Origin of the sequence: Natronomonas pharaonis DSM 2160 (assembly GCF_000026045.1) — an archaeon.
Lineage (GTDB): Archaea > Halobacteriota > Halobacteria > Halobacteriales > Haloarculaceae > Natronomonas > Natronomonas pharaonis.
Genome location: NC_007426.1, coordinates 2,375,185 through 2,397,342, shown reverse-complemented (window position 1 = coordinate 2,397,342; position 22,158 = coordinate 2,375,185). Strand labels below are relative to the sequence as shown.

Genomic DNA, 22,158 nt, shown 5'->3' with positions numbered 1-22,158 from the left:
GCCGACATCCAGTTAAGCGTTCGGCAGATTACCGGATTTTCCGAACGTCGCTGATATCGAAGCCAGCGTCGCCGATTTCGGTCTCGAAGCGGACGATGTCCTCGGCCTCGATGCGCGAGAGAACGCCGCGGAACTGCTTGACGACCATCGTTCTCGCCCGGGCAGAGCCGCCGCTTTCCCACTCGAAGAGCAATGTCCCGTCAGTGGCATCGACGAGTTCCCCGTGCCGTTGGTCGGTCAGTGCTTCCTGACTAACGTGGGCGATAATCAGTCCACCCCAGTTGTACGCCGCCCGGGAGAGCCCTTTCAGTAACACGGGTACGTCGCCCCACGTGAGGTCGCCCGTTGACGTGCTTATGAGGTCGCCGATAGAGTCGATGACGACAAGGTTACCGGCAGCGTGTTCCGTCAGTCGGTCGCCGAGCGCCTCTGGAACACTCTTTCGGCTCTCGGAGCCGCCGAGTTCGGTAATCGACTGGGTCCGTTCAGCGTACCACTCCCGTGGAACGGGGCTGAGGCGGAAGAACTCCGGCGAGAGGTCGTGGAACGTGATGTTGCCGACTGCCTCGTCGACTATCTCGTCGTCGACAGCCAGCGACATCTCGCTACGGAGCTTTCGCTCGCCGTCGGTAAAGGAGACGTAGTGGACTCTGTCGGGTGGCGTCGAGCGGTCATCGACGCCACCGTAGTAGAGTTCAAACAGGTCCGGGTTGCTCCGTGCGAGCCCGTTGAGCAGTGCGCTGGTGTACATGAACTCGCGAGCACCCGCCCCGGCTTCTCCCGAGAGCAGGACGACGCTACCGGGCGGTGCGCCGCCGCCGACTGTCGTGTCCAGACGACGAATCCCGAACGGGATACGGTCCATACGCTTCCGTTGGTCGCCGGGTGAATAAAGCGTTTGCCCGCCGGGCAGCGGTCAGTGCCCCCGTGACACACACCGAGCGAGACGCCGGCGTGTTCCTCAGAGCGTCTCGACGCGGGCTCCTTCGTTACGCGGTTCGACGACCTGTACCCGGGCGTCGACGCCGAGCTCCGAGAGCGCCGCCCTCGCGTCCGCTGTCGCGTCCGCCGCCATCGATGCGTCCGTGACGCCGTAGACCGCCGGTCCCCACGACGATTGACCGAGCCCGCGAACCGCGGGGCAGTCGGACAACCTATCGATAATTCGGCCGGCGGGCGGGCGATACACGCCACCCTGCTGGTCGGCGTACCACGCGCCGTTGAGCCGGCCGAACGCGCCGACGGCATCGCCGAACGCATCGAGCCGCCCTTCCGCGACGGCGGGCAGGAGCCGGCGAACCAAGACGCCAGCAAGTTCGTCGGCGACACCCGGGTCGGCGTCTTCGACGACAGCGCGGATACTCTCGTCTTCGTCGTCGCCGCTACGGCCGGGGGCGGCGTCCGGCAGCACCAGCAGGAGCCGCCAGTCGTCGGGGACCCGCCGTCGGGCGACCACTTCAGGTACCGTCCACGAGCCGGCGGCGGGTGGGTCGGTCGTGAATCGCTCTGTTGGGTGTCCTGCGTCGACGACGAATCCGCCGGCCTCGAACGTCGCGACGCCAACGCCGCTGCGGCCGCCACGGCCCAGCGCCGGCGCTCGTTTCCGAACAGTGAGGGCCACATCGTGAGCGCGGGCGACCGCAGTAAGGGTCGCTAGCGCCAGTTGTGTCCCGCTGCCGAGGCCAACGTGACGGGGGAGCCGCTCGCAGACCTCGACGCGTGCGCCGTTGACGCCGAGTTCGCTGCAGGCCCGTTCGGCGTACGTCGCAACGACAGCGTCGTCACACTCAACGGTCGACGCTGGCTCCGCCTCAACAACGGCGCGTGGCTCGTCGATAGCGAGGCCGACGCCGCCGTAAAGCCGTTCGTGGGCCAGCGAGAGGTTCTGGAACCCGATGTGAACCCGTCCGCCGGTTTCGACACGGACTCGCATTGCCGGTCCTTCGTGGCTGGCCGTGTTGTCGGTTTCGCCCCGGCCACGTTTCGCCGCTGGCTACAGGTCTCGGCTTCGGCCGAGATGGACGAACTCACCACCACAGTCACAGCGCCCCGCAACCGTCGTCTCAATGCGCACACCGCAGTCGAAACACTCGTAGATGTCCGCCTTCGAGGCCGTGCTTATTGGTCTCATACACCGTGGGATTCGAGTGATGGTAATTAAGCGCTACCCTAATATAGTAATACGTATTTCTGACTGTCTGTCGACACGGTAACTGGATGTACTATTTTAGCCGACAATTATTTGCATCTTCAACTGCCCCATATCGGCCACCGGGACACCGGTGGTTAAGTTACTCGACCACCACCCCCCGAATATGAGCCAGCAGACCGAGCCAGACGACGACGCGGCCCTCGACGGCGACGAACCGGGGGCCTACGGCAAAGACGAGCGGCTTCGAAGCCGCGAGGTCACCGAAGGACCGGAGCGTGCGCCCCACCGGGCGATGTTCCGGGCGATGGGATACGACGACGAGGACCTCTCGTCACCACTCATCGGTGTGCCGAACCCGGCGGCGGATATCACGCCCTGTAACGTTCATCTCGACGACGTGGCTGAATCGGCCCTTGAGGGTATCGACGAGGCCGGCGGAATGCCCATCGAGTTCGGGACGATAACCATCTCCGACGCTATCTCGATGGGCACCGAGGGAATGAAGGCCTCGCTCATCAGCCGCGAAGTCATCGCCGACAGCGTTGAGCTGGTTTCGTTCGGCGAACGGATGGATGCGCTTGTGACCGTCGCCGGTTGTGACAAGAACCTTCCCGGAATGATGATGGCTGCCATCCGGACAGACCTCCCTTCGGTCTTTCTCTACGGTGGCTCCATCATGCCTGGCCAACACGAGGGCCGAGACGTGACCATCGTGCAGGTTTTCGAAGGCGTCGGCGCCTACGCACAGGGCGAAATGAGCGGCGACGAGTTGGATGACCTCGAACGCAACGCCTGCCCCGGCGCAGGCTCCTGTGGCGGAATGTTCACCGCCAACACGATGGCTTCGCTGTCCGAGGCGCTCGGGCTCGCACCGCTCGGCAGCGCTTCCCCGCCCGCTGAGAACCACGAGCGGTACGCCGTCGCCCGACGCGCCGGCGAACTCGCCGTCGAAGTCGTCGAAGAAGACCGACATCCCTCGGACATCCTGACCCGTACGTCCTTCGAGAACGCCATCGCCCTCCAGACGGCGATGGGCGGCTCGACGAACGCCGTCCTCCACCTGCTCGCGCTGGCAGCAGAGGCCGGCATTGACCTCGATATCGAGGACTTCGATGCGATTTCCCGTCGGACACCGAAGATCGCTGACCTCCAGCCCGGCGGCGACCGTGTGATGAACGACCTCCACGAAATCGGCGGCGTCCCCGTCGTCATTCGGCGGCTCATGGAGGCAGACCTCTTCGATGGCAGCCAGCTGACCGTCACCGGCCGCACTATCGAAGAGGAGCTTGCTCATCTCGAATCGGAACACGGGCTCCCCACCGACGACGAAATTGACGCTGACTTCCTCTATCCCGTCGACGACCCGAAGGAAGCCGAAGGCGCTATCAAGATTCTCACCGGTAACCTCGCGCCGGACGGTGCGGTGCTGAAGGTCACCGGCGACGATGAGTTCTACCACGAAGGCCCCGCTCGCGTCTTCGAAAACGAAGAGGACGCGATGAAGTACGTCCAGGAGGGCCACATCGAGTCCGGCGACGTCATCGTCATCCGCAACGAGGGGCCGGAGGGCGGCCCCGGCATGCGGGAGATGCTGGGTGTCACCGCCGCCGTCGTCGGTGCTGGCCATGAAGACGATGTGGCGCTGCTCACCGACGGCCGCTTCTCCGGCGGGACCCGCGGGCCGATGATCGGTCACATCGCCCCGGAGGCGTTTGTCGGCGGCCCTATCGGCGCGCTCGAAGACGGTGACCACATCACCGTCGACATCCCCGACCGAACCATCGAGGTCGACCTCTCTGATTCGGAGCTCGAACGGCGTCTCGACGAGCGCGACGACCCCGAACCGGCCTACACGAACGGCGTTGTCGCCAAGTACGGGAGCCTCTTCGGCTCGGCCGCCAATGGCGCGGTCACGAACCCCGGACTCCACAACGACCAGCACTAGCCCCTGCTCCCGTCTTTCGGTTCCCGTTGCTCCGATGCCGGGTCCTACCGGGAACGGGTTTATGCCCTCCCCGTCCGCAACCGTGTTCCATGGTCGAACTGCTGGAGACGTTCATCGAAGACCGGAACCGCATCCAACCCCACCATGCGAACAATCTCGGAACCGCCCACGGGGGGAACGTGCTCAATTGGATGGACGAAGCCGGTGCGATGAGCGCGATGCGGTTTGCCGGCAGTCCATGCGTGACTGCCCACATCAACTCCGTCGACTTCGAACGACCGCTCGAAATCGGTGAAATAGCGCTTGTCGAGGCCTACGCCTACGAGGCGGGTCGGACAAGCGTCCGCGTTCGCGTCCGGGCCTACGGCGAGGACCCGCTGAACGGTGACCGTGAGGTAACGACCGAATCGTACTTCGTCTTCGTCGCGGTCAATGAGGACCTGCGACCGGTCGAGGTACCGGAACTGGACGTCGAGACTGAAGAGGGAAAACGGCTGCAGGAGATGGCAGACGAGTAGCTTGCGCTACCTGTCAACCGTCGCCGTCTCGTCGTCGGACCCCTTGAGTGACACCGCATGACCGGTGTGGCGGGCGTGAATCTCAGCCCACCGCTGTGCGGGCCGCTCGCGGAGGAACTCGTCGCCGTCCGGACACTGTTCGCAGGCTGCGACCCACGGCGTTACGTCGTCGGGGAAATGGCCGGTGTGGCGCTTGTGGTCGAGTGCGAACCGCTCGACGGCCTGGTTGCCGACTCGGAGGGTGTCCAGTTCGTAGTCGAGGTCCCACTCATCACCGCACCGCGAACACGACACTGTCGGCGTGTCGTCGACATCGTCCGGCGGGCGGGTGTCGCTGTCGAAGGAATCTGCCACACCAGACGTTCAACCGCGACGATATAAAAGCCTCCGGACGTGCCCGCTGGGCGGTTGCCAACCGTGCGCAGGCTGCTTTTGAACCCACCGCAAATTGCCGCCATAGGGGCTATTCTCACCGCGGACAAGACCCCAAGTGGGCATCCCGACTCGGGCGAGTCGGATACGCCCGGCCTCTCCCACCGACTCCTCCTCCCGTCCTTTGGCTTTCGTCGCCGCTACTCGAAGTCGAACGCGCCGACGGGGGCAGCTTCCCCGCCCGTAGCCGGCTGTACCTCCGGTCGTGAAAACTTCCGGGCGGCGTCGCTCGCGGCTGTTCGGACGACGAACGTTTCGTCCGCTGCGGTCTGAAACTCGACGCGAACGTGTCCTGTCTCGTCGGCTCCGGGTGGCGTGTACTCCGTCTCGGTGACCGTTCCGTGGTAGACATCGGCCTCCGTTTCAACCCGGATGGAAGACCCCGAGTTGGCGTCGTGCATTGTGTCGATGATTTCGGTCACGCGCTGCATTTAGCTCGCAATCGTCATCGGAGAAGTAAACGATGTCGGTCGCTCTACTCAGTCAACACCGTCCCGATGGCTGTTGGTGCCGCCTACAAAACCCGTAGCCGACATCGTCGGAGTGTTTTTGCCCTTTCCAAAGCAACATGTCGTATGCCAACGGTCACCGCCTTCGGCCGGGAAATCGAGTGTGAGGAGGGAGCGATACTCCGCGATATCCTGCTAAACGCCGGCCTCTCTCCACACAACGGTCGTTCGGACCTGCTTAACTGCCGTGGACTTGGTACCTGTGGGACGTGTGCGGTCGAAATCGACGGTGCGGTAAGCAACATCGGTCGGCGCGAGCGGTCGCGGCTCGCCGTTCCGCCCCACGACCCGGAATCCGGCCTCCGGCTCGCCTGCCAGACGCGGGTGCTCGGCGATGTGACGGTTACAAAATATCCCGGATTCTGGGGACAACACACCCGGTGCGAAAGCGAGTAGGCCGACCAAGCAGGTCCAGGCGTGTGCTCAGATGCTGGTTATCGTTATACTCAGCCCGCTAACCTGCCATAGAGACGCTGAAACGTCTACTGACTTCCTGTTGTACGGGGAAAAATGGGACCGCCGTGATTCGAACACGGGTCCAACGCACCCCATGCGCAGAGGATACCACTACCCCACGGTCCCTTGCATTTCGAGGGACGGCGCTGGAACGTTTAACCTCTTCGTTTCGCCGTGGACGTGTTAAACGAGGACACGTTCGAGTTCGGCGACGGTACCGTCGGCAGCGTCGGGGTCGCCGACCAGCCAGCCGAGACAGACCGCTGCACCATCGGGGGTGTAACAGGCGACAAGCGAGCCCTCATCGGCTCCGTCGAGCTCGTGGGCCAACACGCCGGGCGCGTAGACCGGCGCGCCGTTGGCTATCTCTGACGCCGCCGAGAAGGCGACAGTCAGACGCGGGAGTCCCTCAAGCGCCCGCTCGGCCGGAGCAACGACGTCACAGAGCAGTTCGGGGTCGTCGTGGTCCCGCCAGAACGCCAGCCCATCAGCGAAGTCCTCGAAGGTCACGAGCGTCCGGTCGTCGAAGCCGCCGGTTTTCGTCCGACGCAGTGGCCCCATATGGCCGCCGGTTCCGACAGCGAGGCCGATGTCGTGGCAGAGCTTTCGGATGTAGGTGCCGCTTTCACACTCGACTGAGAGCAGCACGCGCCGGGCTTCGGACTCCAGTACGTCGAGCCGGTGGACAGTGCGGGTACGGAGCCGGCGGGCCACGGCTGACTTCCGCGGCGGCTTCTGGTAGAGCGGTCCTTCGAACTCCGCGACAGTCGATTCGAGGTCTGACGGTGCGGTGCCGTGGAGTTCGAGGACAGCCACGTAGCCTTTGCGGCTCTCGTCGAAGACCTGTGCGGCACGGGTCGCCGTTCCGGTCAGCACCGGCAGACAGCCGGTGACTTTGGGGTCCAGCGTGCCGGCGTGTGCGGCTTGCTCGACGCCGGCCATGTCCCGCACCCACGCAGCGACCTGGTGTGCCGAGGGGCCGGGGGGCTTGTCGAGGTTGATGACGCCGAACTCCAGCAGCGTCTCGGGGTCACGGTCGGCCGGTGGGCCACGTTCACGCATCGTTTAGAACTCGTAGGTGACGCCTTCGACGGGGGTCTGTCCTTCGTCGTCGTCGGGCGCGTAGGCGTTGACGGCCGATTCGACGACAGCACGGACGCCGTCCGGCGACAGGCGTGCGGTGTTGAGCGCCAAATCGTAAATCGACCGGTCCTCGATGTCGATGTTGTAGTACTCCCGATAGCGGAGCGCCTCGCTTTTGCCGCGCTCTTTCGTCTCGTTGTGGGCGAGTTCGACAGATTTGTCCTCGCGGTCGGCGATGCGCTCTGCGCGAACGCTGAGCGGTGCGTCCAACCAGATGCGGAAATCGGCGTGTTCGCCGGCCATCCAGCCGGCCAGCCGGGATTCGAGCACGATATCGTCCCGCGATTCGGCGATGTCCCGCTGTTTCCGGTCGAGGTCGCGGTCTATCTGGTCGTCTTCCTCGGCGCGTTTGTTCAATTCTAACGGCGTCAGCCCGCGGTCGTCGGCGAGGTCGCGAAAGATGTCACCGCCGCTCACGTGTTCGTACCCGAGCGACTCCGCTAGCCCGGCGGCAACGGTGCTCTTGCCGCTGCCGGCGGGCCCGGAGATGGTTATCAACATATCAGTACTCCGCCGCTGGCGTTGAAAGACGTTACCCTTCGCGGCGAGGGCGTGCGGTCACGTCGGCGTCGTCTGGATGTTCAGTGCCTTTCGAAGCACCTGCGTAAAGCACATCGAGCAGACGAAGTACCAGACAATCCAGACCTGTATCGGGCCGAGCAGGCCGTGGGTCCAGTCGACTTCGCCGGCAATGGGCATGACAACCGGGACGAGTTCGATCTCGGGATACAGCGGCGCTCCACGGAAGCCGACGACGGCGTACATCCACAGGAACACTGGGATGGTGAGCAGCATAATCCACACCATCGGCCGGAACTGCTCTTTGAACATCCCGAGGTTGTCGGCCATCGCCTCCATCTGCTCTTCTTGGATGCGTTCGAGCGCCTCGTCGTCGCCGCGTTCTTTGGCCTCCTTGCGGCGCTCCTGAATCTCTTTCATCCGGCCCTGGTATTTGCCCATGACCTCCATGTCCATCAGGTTCGACTGCAGCAGCGTCGAGTAGAGCCCGGTAAACAGCGCGAGCACCATCACGACGGCAAAGAAGGGCAGCAGGTCCAAAAGCGGGCCCAAAAGCAGGTTGAGTGCGTCGGCCAGCGGCTCCCGGACGGAGTCGAACATGTAGCCGGCGAACATCGCCACCGAACCCACGGCGGCTCCCTTATCCCACTTCGTCCACGACGAATCCGCATCCGGCGGGTCGGGGAACTCGAGGTCGTCGTCTTCGAGGGCCTCGCGGACGCCGTCGGGGTCGTCGACATCGAACCCCTCGCCGTCGGAGTCGACGAGAATCCCCTTTTCGATGAGGCGGCCCCACTGGCCGCTGGTTAGCTCGTCGGAGACATCGCCCCACGAGACGCTCCCCTCGTCGGCCGTTTCGAGGACGTACTCGAGGGCCTCCTCCATCTCCGCGTCCTCTTTGACGAGGCTCTGTACCTTCGACGCTGTACGTGCCATTACCGCCCCTAACGAAGCGTGGGTAATCAACCTTTTACCTTCGATGCGCCGCTCGACACGCAGTCTCGAAAAAAGCGTCGCTGTTGCCGGCCGGGTTTCGCTGCTGTCTACAGCGCGTCGTCGATGGCGGCTTGGAGGTCGTCCCAGACTTCGTCCGGGCTCGCCTCGCCGTCGATGCGGACGAGTTCGCCCTCGTCTTCGTAGTAGTCGATGACCGGCTGGGTGTTTTCGTCAAAGACGTCGAGACGCTCGTTGACCGTTTCTTCTGTGTCGTCGTCGCGCTGGACGAGTCGCTCACGAACCTCTTCGTCGTCGGGCATGTTGAACTCCGTGTGGTAGATGTCACCGGTCTCGGGGTCCATCCGCCGGCCGGTCAGCCGGTCGACGAGTTCATCGCGGCCCACATCCAGCAGCGCGACAACGTCGACGTCGGTGATGTCGGAGAGATACTCCGCCTGCGAGAGGTTCCGCGGGTAGCCATCGAGGACGAAGCCGTCGGCCTCGTCGATGGCTGCCTGGACGATTTCGTTGACCACCGGGTCGGGAACGAGCTCGCCGGCTTCCATGAACTCCCGTGGCGTCCCGTGTTCGGTTTCCATGTCCTTGTTCGCTCGCAGCGCGTCCCCCGTCGTGATGTGGTCGACGCCGTACTCGTCGACGATGTTGCTCGACTGTGTCCCCTTGCCTGCCCCCGGTGCTCCGAGCAGCAGAATCTTCGGCTGACTCATACTCGCCCGTTCAAACCGACCCCTAAAAGAGTTGTCTGAATGCCGCCGAGCGCCGGCTTCATGTGCCGGCCGCCCCGACATGGCTACGATGGGAGCGACCGACGCCGAGGGTCGCCGCCGCTTACTCGTCGAACACATCCTCGCTGTCAGGCGTGACGGCGGCACGGTGACCTTCGTGGCAGGGGACACCCGTGTGGGCTACGAAGACCGGCGGCTCCGGCTCGACGCCGCCGCCGACGAGCGAGAGCGGCTTGCGACGCTGCTTTCGGAGTACCACGTGTTCAAAATCAAACAGCCCGAGACTCGGACGGCCGACGACGGCGTCGTCTATCTCTCGGCCGTCACCGACGCGAAACACGCCGCCGATTTTGTCGAGGCGCTGTTCCGGACCGTCTACGGTGCCGACGAGGACTACGAGCTTCGGGTCGAGTGACTCATCGCTTCCAGAATGCGCCGGTGAACACCGCAAGGACCGGGATGATTTCTAGCCTCCCGACCCACATCAGAAACACCATGACGATCTTCGTCTCCGGCGGGAACCCGAGATAGCTGCCGAACGGCCCCAACATTCCGAAGCCGGGACCGATGTTCCCCAACGTGGCAATCGAAGCCGACATCGCCTCAAGGACGCTCAACTCGTAGCCGACCCGGAGCGAATCTACGGCGAAAAATACCGTTGCGGCGCCGAAAAGCGCCAGATACAGCAGCGTAAAGACCATGATGCCACGAACGACGTCCTCGTCGACGACGTAACCGCCGAGCCGGACCGGCTTGACCGCTTCAGGCCGCGCCGTCACCGAAAGCTCCCGACGTATCGCCTTCATGACGACGAGCCAGCGGATGACCTTGATACCACCGCCGGTCGAGCCGGCCGACCCACCGACGAACATCGTGAACAACAGCAGCGCTTGGGCCGTCGGGCCCCACTGGGCGAAGTCGCTGGTCGCAAAGCCCGTCGAGTTCATCAGCGAGCCAACTTGGAAGGCGGCCTGCCGAAGCGCGTTTTCGGTGTTGCCGGCCGTCGTGCCGCCGAGTTCCTGTGCCGGTGCCGCACCGCCGTATAGCAACGCAGCCAGTATTGCGGACAGCACCGCAATCGCTCCAGCGTAGACCCGGAACTCAGCATCGTTCAGCAGCGTCCGAATGTCCCCGTCAAGTAGGTGCCAAAAGAGCGCGAAGTTCGTTCCTGCAATGACCATGAACGGGATGATAACCCACTGGACGACCGCGGAGAAGGCGGCGATGCTGTCGCTTTCCGGCGAGAACCCGCCGGTCGGTAGCGTTGTAAAGGCGTGGGCGACAGCGTTGTAGAGGTGCATATTCGGCGCGAAGCCGGCCAGATGGAGTCCGTACAGCAACGCCGCAAGCAGTACGGTGAAGCCGAAGTAGACGAGCCACAGCACGCGGGCAGTTTCGGCGATCCGAGGGGTGAGCTTCTGGAGCTCCGGTCCCGGTGCCTCGGTCTTCATCAACTGGGCACCGTTGACCGCCAGTTCCGGCAGAATCGCAATCATTAGAACGATAATGCCCATCCCGCCGAGCCACTGGGTGAGCTGTCGCCAGAGCAAAAGCGCGTGTGAGTGCTGGTCGGTCGATATCTCTCCCATTACCGTTGCCCCGGTCGTCGTAAAGCCCGACATCGACTCAAAAAGGGCGTTGACGGGGTTTGCAAGCGTCGACGCCGTCCCATAGCCGGCCAGCAGGTACGGCACCGACCCCACCATGGCGACAGCCAGCCACGACACCGTGACAAGCAACAGCGCTTCTGCGGGCCCCATGTCCGGCTCCGGGTCAAGTCGTTCCAGCGTGAAACCGAGCGTGACCGTGATAGCGATAGCGACAGCGAAGACCCAGATGTCCTCCCAGTATATGACTGCGACAGTTAGCGGGACGAGCAGGGCGACCGCGAGATATTTCAGGACGGTCCCGAGGAGGCTCGCCGTGGCTCGCCAGTCGACACGGAGACGGATTGACCGCATTCGCTTGGTGTTCAACAGCTCTTCGGATAAATCCGACGGGTCCGGTCACGACCGCCAGAAGGCGGCGGTAAGCAGCACAAGCACCGGAATAATCTCGATGCGACCGATCCACATCAGCAGTATCATCGCTACCTTCGTCGACATCGGGAAGATGTCGTAGGTTCCGTATGGCCCGGCCTCGCCGAACGCGGGACCGATGTTCAGAAACGTCGAGGCGGCTGCCCCCATCGACTCAAACGCTGACAGCCCGATGCCGGCCCGGTCGGCGTCGACAGCGACGAAGACGGCGAATACCGCAAAGATGACGACGACCAAGAGGAGGTACGCGTAGATGTCGCGGATGGTCTCTTCGTCGACAGGACTGCCCGAAAGCCGGACCGGTCGGACCGCCTCGGGATGGACGCTGGTAAAGAGGTTCCGCCGGAACGATTTCAGCGCAACAAGCCACCGGAGCGACTTGACCGAACAGGTCGTCGACCCGACCATCCCACCGGTGAACATGGAGAGAAAGAGGACGTACTTCGCGGCCGCCGACCATAGCTCGAAGTCGGTGCTCGCATACCCGGTTGTCGTCACAATCGAGGTCACATTGAACAGGGCGTGCCGAATCGTCTCCTCGGAGCTGAAATCGATGGTCCCGTCGAAGACGAGGACTGCGACGACGATGGCCGAAAAGAGCCCCAGCGTACCCAAATAGAAGTGGAACTCGTCGTTTCGCAGCAGTCGCATCGGCTCGCCGTTGATGGCGATATACATGAGCACGAAACTCGTCGACCCTGCGATCATAAACGGAATGATGGCCCACTGGACAATCGGCTCGAAAGCCCCGATACTCAGCGGTTCCGGTGAGAACCCGGCGGTCGCGACCGAGGTAAACGCGTGGGCGATAGCGTTATACAGGTCCATCTCGGGGGCGACCCCGGCGAGATGGAGCCCATAGTAGACACCCACCGCGAGCAGTGTTATTCCGACGTACAGCCCCCAGATGAGCTTGGCGGTGTCGGAGATGCGCGGCGTCAGCTTGCTGACGTTTTTTGTCTGGCTCTCCCGTTCCATCAGTTGCGCCCCACCGACCCCGATCTCCGAGAGAATCGCCGTCGCGAGTACGAGAATCCCGAGCCCGCCGAGCCACTGGATGAGCTGTCGCCACATCAGCACCGAGCGGCTGTGGTGGTCGAACTCCTGTAGCACCGTCGCCCCGGTCGTCGTCAACCCGCTCATCGACTCGAACATCGCGTTCACCGGGTGGGCGATGGTTCCAACACCAGCGACGATGAATGGTATCGCTCCGACCGCCGCCACGAGCAGCCAGATGAGCGCAACGGCGAGAAACGCCTCTCTGGGACCGAGGTTCCCCGGGTCGCCGGGTAGCGTCCGGAGGCTGGCTCCGAGCGCCAGCGTCACTGCAATGGCGGCAAGAAACGGCACGAGCGCTTCGCCGTACCACACCGCCAACACGAGTGGGAAACACAGCGGCGCAGCAAGATACAGCAGTACCCGGCCCGTGAGGTCGAGACTCGCACGCCAATCGACGCGTATCCTGACCATCGGTCGATTATGCCATCCTCGTCAGCTCATCGACAAACGCCGTCTCGACGAAGACGACGATGTGGTCGCCGGGGAGCAATTCGGTGTCACCCCGTGGTGCGATAAGCGTTCGTCCTCGCGTTATTGCCCCGAAGACCAACTCGGCGTCGAGGCCGTCGGCGACCTCTTGGACCGTCTGTCCGGTGAGGGAACCGCTGTCGGTCAGCTCCAGTTCGAGCACCTCCGCCTGGTCGTTTTCGAGGACGGCGATGTTCTCGGCGACACCACCGTGAGTGAACCGCGTTATCTCCTCGGCGGTAACCTGCCGGGGGTTGACTGCGACATCGATGCCGATCTCTTCAAACAGGTCCACGTATTCGGCACTGTCGACGACGGCGACGATACGTTCTGTTCCCAGCCGGCTCGCCAGTATCGAGACAAGCAGGTTGCGCTCGTCGCTGTCCAGCGCCGCGACGACGATGTCAGCCTCGTCGACGTGCTCGCGGGCGAGGAATTCGGTATCCGTGGCGTCGTGTTCCATCACGAGCGTCTCCGGCAACTCCTCGGCGAGCTTTCGCGCCCGGTCGTGGTCCTGTTCGATGAGCCGAGGCTTTAGACCTCGTTCTTCGAGCAGCCGGGCGGTCTGGTAGCCGATTTCGGAGCCGCCGATGATGACAATCTCGTCGGCGCCGCCCGGGGTGGCCTCCGGCGCGAGGTCGCTGGCGAACGCCTGTACGCTTTCGGGACTGCCGATGACGACCGCACGGTCGCCGGGCTTGACCACGGTGTCCCCCTGCGGAAGCACCATCTCGCCGTCCCTGAACAGCCCGGCAAACGTTAGCGACTCGAAGCGGTCGGCCTCGGCGACTGTCTGCCCGGCGACTGGACTTCCCGCACAGATTTCGAACTCCGCCATCTGCACAAGGCCCCCCGCGAAAGGGTCAACATCAACCGCCGACGGCAGCCCGACGACGCGGACGATGTCCTCGGCGGTCAGCAGGTCCGAACAGACCATGAAGTCGACGCCGAACGCTGACTCGGTCAGCTCCCACGTCCGGAGGTACTCAACGCTGTTTGTCCGGGCGATGGTGAACGGGTCGCCGATGGTTTTGGCCGTCCCACACGCGACGAGATTAGCGCGGTCGTCGTCCGTGCTGGCGATAAAGAGGTCAGCAGAGCCGACGTCGGCGGTCTGCAGCGTCGAAAGCGCCGTGCCGTCGCCGGCCAGTGTCATCACGTCGATGTCGTATTTGAGCGTCTCGGCGCGGTCCTCGTCGATATCAACGACGACGACATCGTGGTCTGCGGCGAGGCTGTCTGCGATCGAGGTTCCGACCTCGCCGGCACCGACGATGACGATACGCATACCGGTTCGATTCGCGGGAGCCTCAAATCGGTTACTATCGGAAAATTGGCGTCTCGGTGTTAGCCGAACATCTCGCGCATCATCGGATGCATCTCCATCAGCTGCTCTTCGGCGATTTCCTCGTAGAGCTTGTAGGTAATGGAGACGGTGAGCAGGAGTCCGGTCCCTGTCACCTGTCCGATTGTGCCGAGCATGTTTGCCATGACAGCCAGCAATCCGACGAGCGCGCCGCCGATGACAGTCACCTGCGGGATGTATCGCTCAAGGACCTTCTCGGTCGTACCGGGGTTCTGTCGGAAGCCCGGAATCTGCATCCCGGAGCGCTGAATCTGTTCGGCAGTCGCTCGCGGCCCCATCCCGGTCGTTTCGACCCAGAAGATGGCGAAGATGCCGCCACCGACGATCATGAACGTCAGGTCGACCCCGACGCGAAGCATGATTTGCCACGGCGCGGCGGCCGTCTCACCGAGCCACCACATCCAGTCTTCGGGCGAGTAGATGGGGGCCAGATAGTAGAACAGGCCGCCGGTCGGCTCGGCAAAGCCTTGCTCCGAGCCGCTGTATTCGCCGATGACTGCGGGCATACCGGCCCACTGGTTGTTGAGGATTCGGCCAAGGAACTGGATGTTGGCCTGCAGCGCCCGGACGAGAATCATCGGCAGGACGCTGGCGTAGATGAGCTTCACCGGGAAGCGGCCGCGCGCACCCTTCACCCGCGAGTGCGAGAGCGGAATCTCGACGCGAACCGACTCGGCGTAGACGACAATGCCGAAGATGAGCAGCGTCGTAATCAGCGCCAGTAGTTCGCCGGGGCCGAGGAACAGGTCAAACAGCCCTGTCTGGGTGAGTACTGGCCCCATTTCTACCTGTCCGGTCAGGATTCCATACCACCGTGGGAAAAAGCCCACGTAGCCGGCGTCGAGGCCGCTCCAGGCGATGAAGCCACCGATGAGCCGCTGGCTCACGCCGGCGATAATGAACAGGCCAATACCGGAGCCGACGCCCCACTTGGAGATGACCTCGTCCATGTAGAGGATCAACATTCCGCCCAGGAAGATCTGGAGGAACATGATCCAGCCCAGCGCGCCGGTCGAGATGCCGAGCGAATCCGCGACCGCTTGGCTTGGCTGAAGGAAGCCGGCGAACACCATCGGGAAGGCCGTCAGCGCCGTCATCACGATGACGAGCGTCTTCTGAAGACCCTGGTAGAGCGCTTGGTCACGGGGGTTCTCGTCGGTGTTCAGCCCCAACAGGTTCGCCCCACCGAGCAACTGGAGCACGATGGATGCGGTGACGATGGGACCGATACCGACCTGTAGCAGTGAACCCTGTTCGCCCGCGAGGATGGTCCGGAACTGTCCGAAGATGTCCTCGCCTTGCCCGAGGCCGTATATCCCGACGTTCGTCAGGAAGAAGTACAGCACGAGCACACCCGCTGTCCAGCCGAGCTTTCGCTTGAACGGCACGTGCCGGTCCGGCCGCTTGACTGCGGGTAGTCGTGTGAGCACCGGTTCGGCGGCTTCCTTCCAGCTCATTTACGATTCCTCGTCTTCCTCGTCGGTTGAATCTTTTTCGGCTTCAAGCTCCTCGCCGCGCTCGGAGAGCACGGCCTCGCCGTCAGCGACTTCAAGCGCCTGCTCGGCGCTTTCGGAGAACGCATCGGCGACGATTTCGAGCTCGTTGTACACCGTGCCGGCTCCGAGGACCTTCACGACGTCGGCCTCGTAGCCGTCCTCGACGACGTCGCGGGCGTCGACGACGTAGCCGTCGTCGGACTCCTCTGCGATGCCGTCCTCGACGAGCACAGCGATGTCCTCGTCGAGCTCACGGAGGTTGACGGTCTCGACGTCCCGCCGTGTCTTCTGGGGACGCTTGAAACCGGACTTGCCGAGCGGTTCGTGGTTGTGGAACTCGTGTTTGTCGCGGCCCGCGTTGCCGCGGCCGCCACGGTGGCCGGCACCGCGCCGGTTCTTGTGGCTACCGCCGCCGTGGGTGCGGGACCCGCGCTGTCTACGTTTTTTTGACATTATCGCATCGCCTCCAGGAGCGTGTCGATCTCCTCGGTCGTGTGCTTGCCGAGTTGGCCCCCCTCCTTGGTGGGGTGTTTGATACCGTCGTGGCCGCCGCGTGGCGGGTGGAGCCGAAGCGTCGGCGAGACCCCCGCTTCCTGCAGCGTCGTCTCCTCATCGACCAGTGCCTCGGCGAGTGCTTCGACGCCGTCGTAGTCGGTGTTGTCGGCGACCCACTCGTCGTCGATGTCGCCCTCGCCCGCAGCCGGCTCGGCGCGACGCTCAATGAGCGTCGCGACGACATCGGCCGAGGGTTCGCCGTGGGCGACCCAGTCGTTTACCTTCGTGACCATACCGTCGTAGGCGTCCGTTTCCGGGACAAGCGTCGCGTGGTTGACCCGGTCGAGATTGAGCATCTCGAGGGTGTCACGGACGCCTTGTTCCTGGTTTACCTCACCGCGAACTTGGACGATGGCCTTCATTCTTGTGCCTCCTGTCGAACCTGTCGCGTGTGTTCGGGCGTTCGCGACTCCGAAGCGTTCCGGAGCGCGTTGTACGTCGCCTTCGCGAGGTTCAGCGTCGTCCGCGTGTTGCCGTGACACTTCGTCCAGGCGTCCTCGACGCCAGCGAGCTCGAGGACGTGCCGGACCGTCGGCGCGGCCGCCAGGCCGAGCCCGCGCGGTGCGGGCTTGAGTTCGACCTCGACGGAGCCGGCCTTGCCGGTCGTCCGGCGCATCAGGGAGTTACGACCGCCGGGGCGGTCCTCCCAAGAGCCGGAGCCGAGCGGCACGTCGATGATGTTGAGCTTCGCGACATCGATGGCCTTCTGGATTGCGCCGCCGACCTGGTCGTCGCGGCCCTGTGCGTAGCCGACGTAGCCGTCGCGGTTGCCGATGACGACGACACAGCGGAACTTCACGCGCCGGCCGGAGTCGGTCATCCGCTGGACCATGTTGATGTCCAGTACCTCGTCTTCCAGCCCCGGCAGGAGCTGGTCGACGAGCTCGGGTTCCTTCAGCGGGAGTCCCGACTGCAGGGCGTCCTGCATCGAGGTTATCTCCCCGTCCGCTACTTTCCGTCCGAGCCGCGTTCGCGGCTCCCATCCGTTACTCATAGTTCATCCTCCACGCGCTCTCGCACTTCGTCAAAGTGGTCCGGAAGCTCCGTCGCGTCGAAGTCGCCGCTGTAGAGGCCGTCTTCGAGCTGCTCGGCGTACTCCGCGATGTGTGCTCCGCGGGTCCGCTGCCAGTCGGCGAAGACATCCTCGTTGTGGGGAACCTCCAGCCCTGCGTCGATTACACCTTCCTGTACTGCAAACACCTTGTTGCCGGGCGTCGCCGTGTTGAGCCCGATGTCGAGGACGGCCTCGTCGAGGCCTGCCTCGATGGCTCGCTTGCCGGCCAGCAGGCCGGTCAGATACGCCGCAGGCAGGTTCCCCGTCGGAGCCTCCCAGCCGAACGCTTCAAGGTCGGCCGAGGTGGCACTCGCGACGGTCTCGTCTCCCTGCGGACCCGTAACGACCAGCTGCGCCTTGGTTTGGTTGTTGCTCTTGCGAGCGACCAGTCGTGGCTTGCCTGATTTCAGCAGGCGCAACCTCTGATGGTAGTTCGTTCGGGCCTCGCGGCGACGCCGCATCGGCACCGTGTATCGTGGTCCTGTCGCCATTATTGTTCACCGTGTTTGTCGTCGATATATCGGTTCAGGTCCGCGACGCTGTCGAATTCGCCACCGCTGGCCATGTCGTACAGCTCGCGGTACTGCTCGCGACTGATGTCGCCGGCGTCGCGCAGCTCGCGCAGCTCGCGCCGCTGGGCGCGAATCCGGCTCTGCCAGTCTTCCTTCTCGTTTTGTCGCCCGCCAGAACGACCCTTCCGGGAGCCGTGTCCCTTCTTGTGGCCGTAGGCGCGCTTCTGCTGTCGCTTCCGGGCACGGCCACGGGAGTTGCCCTTGGCCGTCTTCGCTTCGATGGTACCGTCCTCGATGAGTTCGCGGATGTCCTCTCGGGTAATCGCGTCGGCGATTTCCGCCTGTGCGTCCGGGTCGAACCGGACGCGGTTCTCGCCAACATCGAGGATGTCGGCCGCGAGCCGCTTTTGTGCTTTCAGGTCAGTCATCTTATTCTTCGACCTCCACTTCGACGTAGGTCGGGTTGAGCACGCGAATGCCCTCTTCTTCTGCGACCTCTTCGATGCGCTCGCGCTTGCGAGCGCCGACCGTCGAGCCGATGCGGGCGGCTTCGCGGTCGCCGTCGACGCCTTCGAGGTCGTCGACGTTTTCGACGTAGACTTCCTCGAAGCCGCTCGGGTGCTTGCCCCGAACTTCCTTCGGCGTCCGGAAGCCGGCCTCGACCGTCGGGCCTTTGCCCTTGATACCGCGGCGCTGCTTTGAGAGCGTGCCACGGGGGCGACGCCACGAGGTCGGGGTCCGCTTGTCCTTGTGGTAGTCTTGCCGGTTGAACTGCGGCTTGCCGACGCGCTTTCGCTCCGTGAGGAGTCGCTCCTCTTCGTCGGAAAGCTCCGGCGTCTTGTCGGCCAGCCCGCGCGGCTGGAGTTCCGTCTCGACGTCTTCGGCTTCCGCTTCGTCGTCGGCTTCTTCCGGCGTCTCGTCTTCGACTTCGGTGTCGGTCTCGGCGTCGACTTCGAGGTCGCCGACGTCGGCCTTGATACGCGCTGCGAGCGCGTTACCGACGCCGTCGATGTCGGCCAGTTCGTCCTGGCTCTTCTCCCGAAGGTCATCGACGGTCTCGATGCCGGCCTCCCGGAGCGTCTCGGCTTTCGCCTCTCCGACGCCGCTGATGTCGGTCAGTTCCTCGTATTCGTCGGCAGCATCATCGCTCATCAGACATCACCTCGGTCGGGCGTCTCCGTGATGTAGACGCCGTCTTGGAAGACGCGGGTGTCCTTGTCGGAGACACGCGTCAGCTGTTCGATGTCGGCCGCCGTCTGGCCGACGTCTTCGATGCTCGGGCCGCTGACGGTGAGTTCCTCACCGTCGACCTCGACGCTGGTGTCGCCACGGACTGGCGTCTTCCGCGGGGCCTTCTCGCCGAGGAAGTTCTCGATGACGATGTCTCCACCTTCGACGGAGACCTGCATCGGGAAGTGTGAATAGAATACTTCCATACTGTACTCCCAGCCCTCGGTGACACCGTGGAACATGTTGGTGACATGGCTCTCGAAGGTGCCGACCGTAGAGCGGGTCTTGGCGTTGTCGTCGTCGGTCTCGATGACGACGGCACCGTCCTCGACGTCGACCGTGATGTCGGGATACCAGAGGCGTCGCGTGACGCTTCCGTTCGGTCCCTCGACGGTCACCTCGAGGTGGTCCATCGTCGCCGTGACCTCGTCCGGAATCTCGATTTCTGTGCGCATGGTTCAGTAGACGTATGCGATTACCTGTCCACCGATGCCCTGTTCGCGGGCCTCGTAGTGGCTCATGACGCCGTGGCTGGTCGTGACGATGAGGGTCCCGTAGTCACGGGCGGGGAGGAATCGCTTTTCCCACTTTTCGAACTCGTCTGCACCCGCCGAGTAGCGGGGCTTGACCGCACCACATTCGTTGATGGCGCCTTTCAGTTCAACCTCGAAACGTCCGGCCTTGCCGTCGTCGACGAACTGGAAGCCGTCGACGTACCCGCGGTCGTAGAAGACCTCGAGTACGGAGCCGATTTCGTTCGAGGCGGGCTGTATCGTCTGTTCCAGATGGCCGACGCTCTCGGCGTTGTCCAGTCCCGACAGCGCGCTGGCCAGGGGGTCGTTGTCCGCCATTGTTAGCTGTACTTTTTGAAGCCCATGCCGCGGGCAACCTCTCGGAAGCACTGTCGACACAGCCAGATATCGTATTTACCGACGAGACCTTGCTTGCGCCCGCAGCGCTGACACGTTTCGAGCTGGCCGGTTCGCTTTGCGGCCTGCTCGCCTGTTTGTTCTGAGTCGCTCATTCGGAGACCTCCACGTCGAAGTTGGATTCGAGGAACGTCACTGCGTCCTCGGCGGTAAGCCGGTGATTCGACGGAATCGACCGGCTGACCTTGTCTCGCTTGTGCACTCGGTACCCCGGCCGAACCAGGTTGACCGTCACGTCGAGGCCGTAGATGCCTATCTGTGGGTCGTACTCCTGGCTCGGGAACTCGGTGTGTTCCTCGACGCCGAAGCTGAAGTTGCCGGTCTCATCGAACTGCTTGCGGTCGATGTCCGCCAGCGGCAGCGCCGTCTCGAGGAACTCCTCGGCGTCCTCACCGCGGAGGGTCGCCTTCGTACCGATGGGGTCGCCCTCCCGGACCTCGAAGTCCTGAATCGTCTTCTGGGCGGTCGTCCGGACCGGCTGCTGTTCGACGATCTCTTCGAGGATTTCCTCGGCTTGCGCCAGCGGCTCACCGCCGCGGCCGACGCCCATGTGGACGACGACCTTCTCGACTGTCGGCTCACGCATCTCGTGGAACTCGCCAGCGTCTGGTTCGGAGCTCATTCGTCGTCACCTCCGTCAGTGAAGTTCTCGTCGATAACGACGACGTACTCTTCGACGGTCTCGAAGCGCTCGTCGTCGTTTTCGGCGTCGATGAGCACGTTGTTGGCCGACGACCCGGGCGTGACCTGAATCTCGTCGATGGTGCCGATGCGGCCCGCGTGGGCCCCGCTGACCGCCGTCACCAGCGCACCCTCCTCGTAGGTGAAGTGCGCGACGATTTCCTCGCCGTCGTTGGAGACGACGATGGAGTCGTTGGTGTCGTAGGCGGTGGCGTCCTCGACGAGCAGCGTCTCGCCGTCGTGAAGCGACAGCTGCGTGTCGCCGCCGGCGACCTGCGTCTTGCCGACGATTTTGCCGAGCTTCGAGCCCGCCGCGTCCTCGTCGATGGGCGTCAGCGAAAGCCGACCGCCCTCGTCGGGGAAGATGCGGTAGTACTCCTCACGCTCGTCGAAGGCCAGAATGTCGAACATCCCGACCGGTCGACGCTCGTCGGAGACAGCCGTCCCGTTGATGAGGATGCTGTCCTGTTCGAGCGCGTAGCGTGCTTCCTTCTTCGAATCGACGTAGCCGAGCACGTCACGCAGGACGATGAGGAGCGGAACGCCCTCTTCGCCGTGCGGACCTGCTGCGGCCTTCGTCGTGTAGGCCTCTTCTTTCCGTTCGACCGGCCACGACTTCGGGACGGCCAGTCGTTTCTGATGGTTCGTCATTCGTTATCCTCCTCGCTTTCGAGGCGCGCCTCGCGGACCTCGTCTTCGAGGTCGAGTTCGGTCACTTGGACGTTGCTGGCTTCCAGCGGACGCGGCACTTCCTCGCCGTCCGCCGTCTCCTGTGTTACGTCCTCGACGTGAATCTCGGCCGCACGGAGGTCGACAGTGACGACTTCGCCGGACTCGCCGGCAAAGTCGCCGCGCTGGACCTCGACCGTATCGCCCGCGTTGACGCGGACGTTCCGCTGGCCGTACTCCTCGCGGAGCTCCGGCGACAGCGGCGCGCGAACCTGCTTTTGCTTTTCGTGCAGCGCGGCGCGCTCCTGTCGGTTGCGCTGTTTGTGTGGTTGTCGTGTCATAGCTATACGATGATAGTCGCCGTCGAGGCGATGCTCCCGAACCGCTCTGCGACTTCACGAGCGATGGGGCCTTTGAGTTCGGTCCCGCGGGGGTCTTCGTTTTCGTCGACGATGACCGCCGCGTTGTCCTCGAACTTCACGCGCGTGCCGTCCGGACGACGGATGGGCTTGCGCTGGCGGATGACAACCGCCTCAAGGACCTGTCGTCGCATCTCAGGGGTCCCTTTGGTGACCGAGACGGTTATCTTGTCACCGAGTCCCGCCTTCGGATGGCGGTTCTTGGTGCCGGAGTAGCCGGAAATCGAGGTGACCTTCAGCTCGCGTGCGCCAGTGTTGTCGGCACACGTGATGAGCGAGCCCTTTTCGAGGCCCTGTGTCACGTCAGCGTTGAGTGCCTCCATTA

30 protein-coding genes and 1 tRNA gene are annotated in these 22,158 nt (G+C 63.7%); 4 read left to right on the top strand and 27 right to left on the bottom strand.

Annotated elements, in window-relative coordinates; translation table 11 throughout:
- Positions 1-28: 28 nt before the first annotated feature.
- The 3 genes from NP_RS12160 to NP_RS14475 all read right to left on the bottom strand — a co-directional run bounded on the left by NP_RS12160 (position 29) and on the right by NP_RS14475 (position 2,131).
- Positions 29-865, bottom strand: coding sequence for an RAD55 family ATPase (locus NP_RS12160; protein ID WP_011324169.1), 837 nt, complete (start codon positions 863-865; stop codon positions 29-31).
- Positions 866-961: 96 nt separating this feature from the next.
- Complete coding sequence (locus NP_RS12155) at positions 962-1,933, bottom strand: beta-ribofuranosylaminobenzene 5'-phosphate synthase family protein (protein ID WP_011324168.1); 972 nt, start codon at positions 1,931-1,933, stop codon at positions 962-964.
- A 60-nt stretch (positions 1,934-1,993) separates the two neighbouring features.
- Complete coding sequence (locus tag NP_RS14475) at positions 1,994-2,131, bottom strand: rubrerythrin-like domain-containing protein (protein WP_011324167.1); 138 nt, start codon at positions 2,129-2,131, stop codon at positions 1,994-1,996.
- 184 nt (positions 2,132-2,315) lie between these two features.
- Between NP_RS14475 and ilvD the strand changes: the two genes are divergently transcribed.
- Together ilvD and NP_RS12145 are read left to right on the top strand one after the other, a co-directional pair.
- Complete coding sequence (ilvD, locus tag NP_RS12150; RefSeq protein ID WP_011324166.1) at positions 2,316-4,097, top strand: dihydroxy-acid dehydratase; 1,782 nt, start codon at positions 2,316-2,318, stop codon at positions 4,095-4,097.
- A gap of 89 nt (positions 4,098-4,186) precedes the next feature.
- Entirely contained in the window at positions 4,187-4,615 is a 429-nt protein-coding gene (locus NP_RS12145) for an acyl-CoA thioesterase (RefSeq protein ID WP_011324165.1), read from the top strand.
- Between the two features lie 6 nt (positions 4,616-4,621).
- Here the strand turns inward: NP_RS12145 and NP_RS12140 are convergent, their stop codons facing one another.
- Both NP_RS12140 and NP_RS12135 read right to left on the bottom strand, forming a co-directional pair.
- The gene (locus NP_RS12140; protein ID WP_011324164.1) at positions 4,622-4,969 is read right to left on the bottom strand and encodes a hypothetical protein; all 348 of its coding nucleotides are present in this window, start codon (positions 4,967-4,969) and stop codon (positions 4,622-4,624) included.
- Positions 4,970-5,187: 218 nt separating this feature from the next.
- Positions 5,188-5,478: a hypothetical protein gene (locus NP_RS12135; protein ID WP_011324163.1), complete on the bottom strand. Its 291-nt coding sequence runs from the start codon at positions 5,476-5,478 to the stop codon at positions 5,188-5,190.
- A gap of 144 nt (positions 5,479-5,622) precedes the next feature.
- Here NP_RS12135 and NP_RS12130 point away from each other — a divergent pair, with 144 nt between their 5' ends.
- Entirely contained in the window at positions 5,623-5,952 is a 330-nt protein-coding gene (locus tag NP_RS12130; protein WP_011324162.1) for a 2Fe-2S iron-sulfur cluster-binding protein, read from the top strand.
- A gap of 115 nt (positions 5,953-6,067) precedes the next feature.
- Here NP_RS12130 and NP_RS12125 read toward each other — a convergent pair.
- The 5 genes from NP_RS12125 to NP_RS12105 form a co-directional block, all read right to left on the bottom strand.
- Positions 6,068-6,138 (bottom strand) — tRNA-Pro (locus NP_RS12125).
- 57 nt (positions 6,139-6,195) lie between these two features.
- Complete coding sequence (locus NP_RS12120; RefSeq protein WP_011324161.1) at positions 6,196-7,074, bottom strand: RNA-guided pseudouridylation complex pseudouridine synthase subunit Cbf5; 879 nt, start codon at positions 7,072-7,074, stop codon at positions 6,196-6,198.
- Positions 7,075-7,077: 3 nt separating this feature from the next.
- Positions 7,078-7,656: a (d)CMP kinase gene (gene cmk, locus NP_RS12115; RefSeq protein WP_011324160.1), complete on the bottom strand. Its 579-nt coding sequence runs from the start codon at positions 7,654-7,656 to the stop codon at positions 7,078-7,080.
- A 57-nt stretch (positions 7,657-7,713) separates the two neighbouring features.
- Positions 7,714-8,610 (bottom strand): DUF106 domain-containing protein, encoded by an 897-nt coding sequence (locus NP_RS12110; protein ID WP_011324159.1) that lies wholly within the window; start codon positions 8,608-8,610, stop codon positions 7,714-7,716.
- A 107-nt stretch (positions 8,611-8,717) separates the two neighbouring features.
- Complete coding sequence (locus NP_RS12105; protein ID WP_011324158.1) at positions 8,718-9,338, bottom strand: adenylate kinase; 621 nt, start codon at positions 9,336-9,338, stop codon at positions 8,718-8,720.
- A gap of 88 nt (positions 9,339-9,426) precedes the next feature.
- Between NP_RS12105 and NP_RS12100 the strand changes: the two genes are divergently transcribed.
- The gene (locus NP_RS12100) at positions 9,427-9,771 is read left to right on the top strand and encodes a hypothetical protein (protein ID WP_049939726.1); all 345 of its coding nucleotides are present in this window, start codon (positions 9,427-9,429) and stop codon (positions 9,769-9,771) included.
- Between the two features lies 1 nt (position 9,772).
- Here NP_RS12100 and NP_RS12095 read toward each other — a convergent pair whose 3' ends face one another.
- From NP_RS12095 to NP_RS12015, 17 genes are read right to left on the bottom strand one after another with little or no spacing between them, the layout of a single operon-like run.
- Positions 9,773-11,317: a TrkH family potassium uptake protein gene (locus NP_RS12095; RefSeq protein ID WP_011324156.1), complete on the bottom strand. Its 1,545-nt coding sequence runs from the start codon at positions 11,315-11,317 to the stop codon at positions 9,773-9,775.
- Between the two features lie 45 nt (positions 11,318-11,362).
- A complete protein-coding gene (locus NP_RS12090; RefSeq protein WP_011324155.1) occupies positions 11,363-12,865 on the bottom strand; it encodes a TrkH family potassium uptake protein in 1,503 nt (500 codons plus the stop codon).
- 7 nt (positions 12,866-12,872) lie between these two features.
- Entirely contained in the window at positions 12,873-14,210 is a 1,338-nt protein-coding gene (trkA, locus tag NP_RS12085) for a Trk system potassium transporter TrkA (protein WP_011324154.1), read from the bottom strand.
- A 59-nt stretch (positions 14,211-14,269) separates the two neighbouring features.
- Complete coding sequence (secY, locus tag NP_RS12080; RefSeq protein WP_011324153.1) at positions 14,270-15,745, bottom strand: preprotein translocase subunit SecY; 1,476 nt, start codon at positions 15,743-15,745, stop codon at positions 14,270-14,272.
- Positions 15,746-16,240 carry an uL15m family ribosomal protein gene (locus NP_RS12075; protein WP_049939723.1) on the bottom strand — a complete coding sequence of 165 codons (495 nt, stop codon included), beginning with the start codon at positions 16,238-16,240 and terminating at the stop codon, positions 15,746-15,748.
- Complete coding sequence (locus NP_RS12070; RefSeq protein ID WP_011324151.1) at positions 16,237-16,701, bottom strand: 50S ribosomal protein L30; 465 nt, start codon at positions 16,699-16,701, stop codon at positions 16,237-16,239. The genes NP_RS12075 and NP_RS12070 overlap by 4 nt, the downstream gene beginning before the upstream one ends.
- Complete coding sequence (locus NP_RS12065; protein WP_011324150.1) at positions 16,698-17,333, bottom strand: 30S ribosomal protein S5; 636 nt, start codon at positions 17,331-17,333, stop codon at positions 16,698-16,700. The genes NP_RS12070 and NP_RS12065 overlap by 4 nt, the downstream gene beginning before the upstream one ends.
- Complete coding sequence (locus tag NP_RS12060; RefSeq protein WP_011324149.1) at positions 17,330-17,884, bottom strand: 50S ribosomal protein L18; 555 nt, start codon at positions 17,882-17,884, stop codon at positions 17,330-17,332. The genes NP_RS12065 and NP_RS12060 overlap by 4 nt, the downstream gene beginning before the upstream one ends.
- A complete protein-coding gene (locus NP_RS12055; protein ID WP_011324148.1) occupies positions 17,884-18,333 on the bottom strand; it encodes a 50S ribosomal protein L19e in 450 nt (149 codons plus the stop codon). Before NP_RS12055 ends, NP_RS12060 begins: the two co-directional genes overlap by 1 nt.
- A gap of 1 nt (position 18,334) precedes the next feature.
- The gene (locus tag NP_RS12050) at positions 18,335-19,057 is read right to left on the bottom strand and encodes a 50S ribosomal protein L32e (protein WP_011324147.1); all 723 of its coding nucleotides are present in this window, start codon (positions 19,055-19,057) and stop codon (positions 18,335-18,337) included.
- On the bottom strand, positions 19,057-19,590 hold the full coding sequence (locus tag NP_RS12045; protein ID WP_011324146.1) for a 50S ribosomal protein L6: 534 nt from the start codon (positions 19,588-19,590) through the stop codon (positions 19,057-19,059). Before NP_RS12045 ends, NP_RS12050 begins: the two co-directional genes overlap by 1 nt.
- A 3-nt stretch (positions 19,591-19,593) precedes the next feature.
- Entirely contained in the window at positions 19,594-19,986 is a 393-nt protein-coding gene (locus NP_RS12040; protein WP_011324145.1) for a 30S ribosomal protein S8, read from the bottom strand.
- Between the two features lie 2 nt (positions 19,987-19,988).
- Positions 19,989-20,159 carry a 30S ribosomal protein S14 gene (locus NP_RS12035; RefSeq protein WP_011324144.1) on the bottom strand — a complete coding sequence of 57 codons (171 nt, stop codon included), beginning with the start codon at positions 20,157-20,159 and terminating at the stop codon, positions 19,989-19,991.
- Positions 20,156-20,686, bottom strand: a complete 531-nt coding sequence (locus tag NP_RS12030; RefSeq protein WP_011324143.1) for a 50S ribosomal protein L5 — start codon at positions 20,684-20,686, stop codon at positions 20,156-20,158. The genes NP_RS12035 and NP_RS12030 overlap by 4 nt, the downstream gene beginning before the upstream one ends.
- The gene (locus NP_RS12025; RefSeq protein WP_011324142.1) at positions 20,683-21,396 is read right to left on the bottom strand and encodes a 30S ribosomal protein S4e; all 714 of its coding nucleotides are present in this window, start codon (positions 21,394-21,396) and stop codon (positions 20,683-20,685) included. The genes NP_RS12030 and NP_RS12025 overlap by 4 nt, the downstream gene beginning before the upstream one ends.
- Complete coding sequence (gene rplX / locus NP_RS12020) at positions 21,393-21,755, bottom strand: 50S ribosomal protein L24 (RefSeq protein ID WP_011324141.1); 363 nt, start codon at positions 21,753-21,755, stop codon at positions 21,393-21,395. Before rplX ends, NP_RS12025 begins: the two co-directional genes overlap by 4 nt.
- Before the next feature lie 2 nt (positions 21,756-21,757).
- Positions 21,758-22,156 (bottom strand): 50S ribosomal protein L14, encoded by a 399-nt coding sequence (locus NP_RS12015; RefSeq protein WP_011324140.1) that lies wholly within the window; start codon positions 22,154-22,156, stop codon positions 21,758-21,760.
- Positions 22,157-22,158 lie beyond the last annotated feature (2 nt).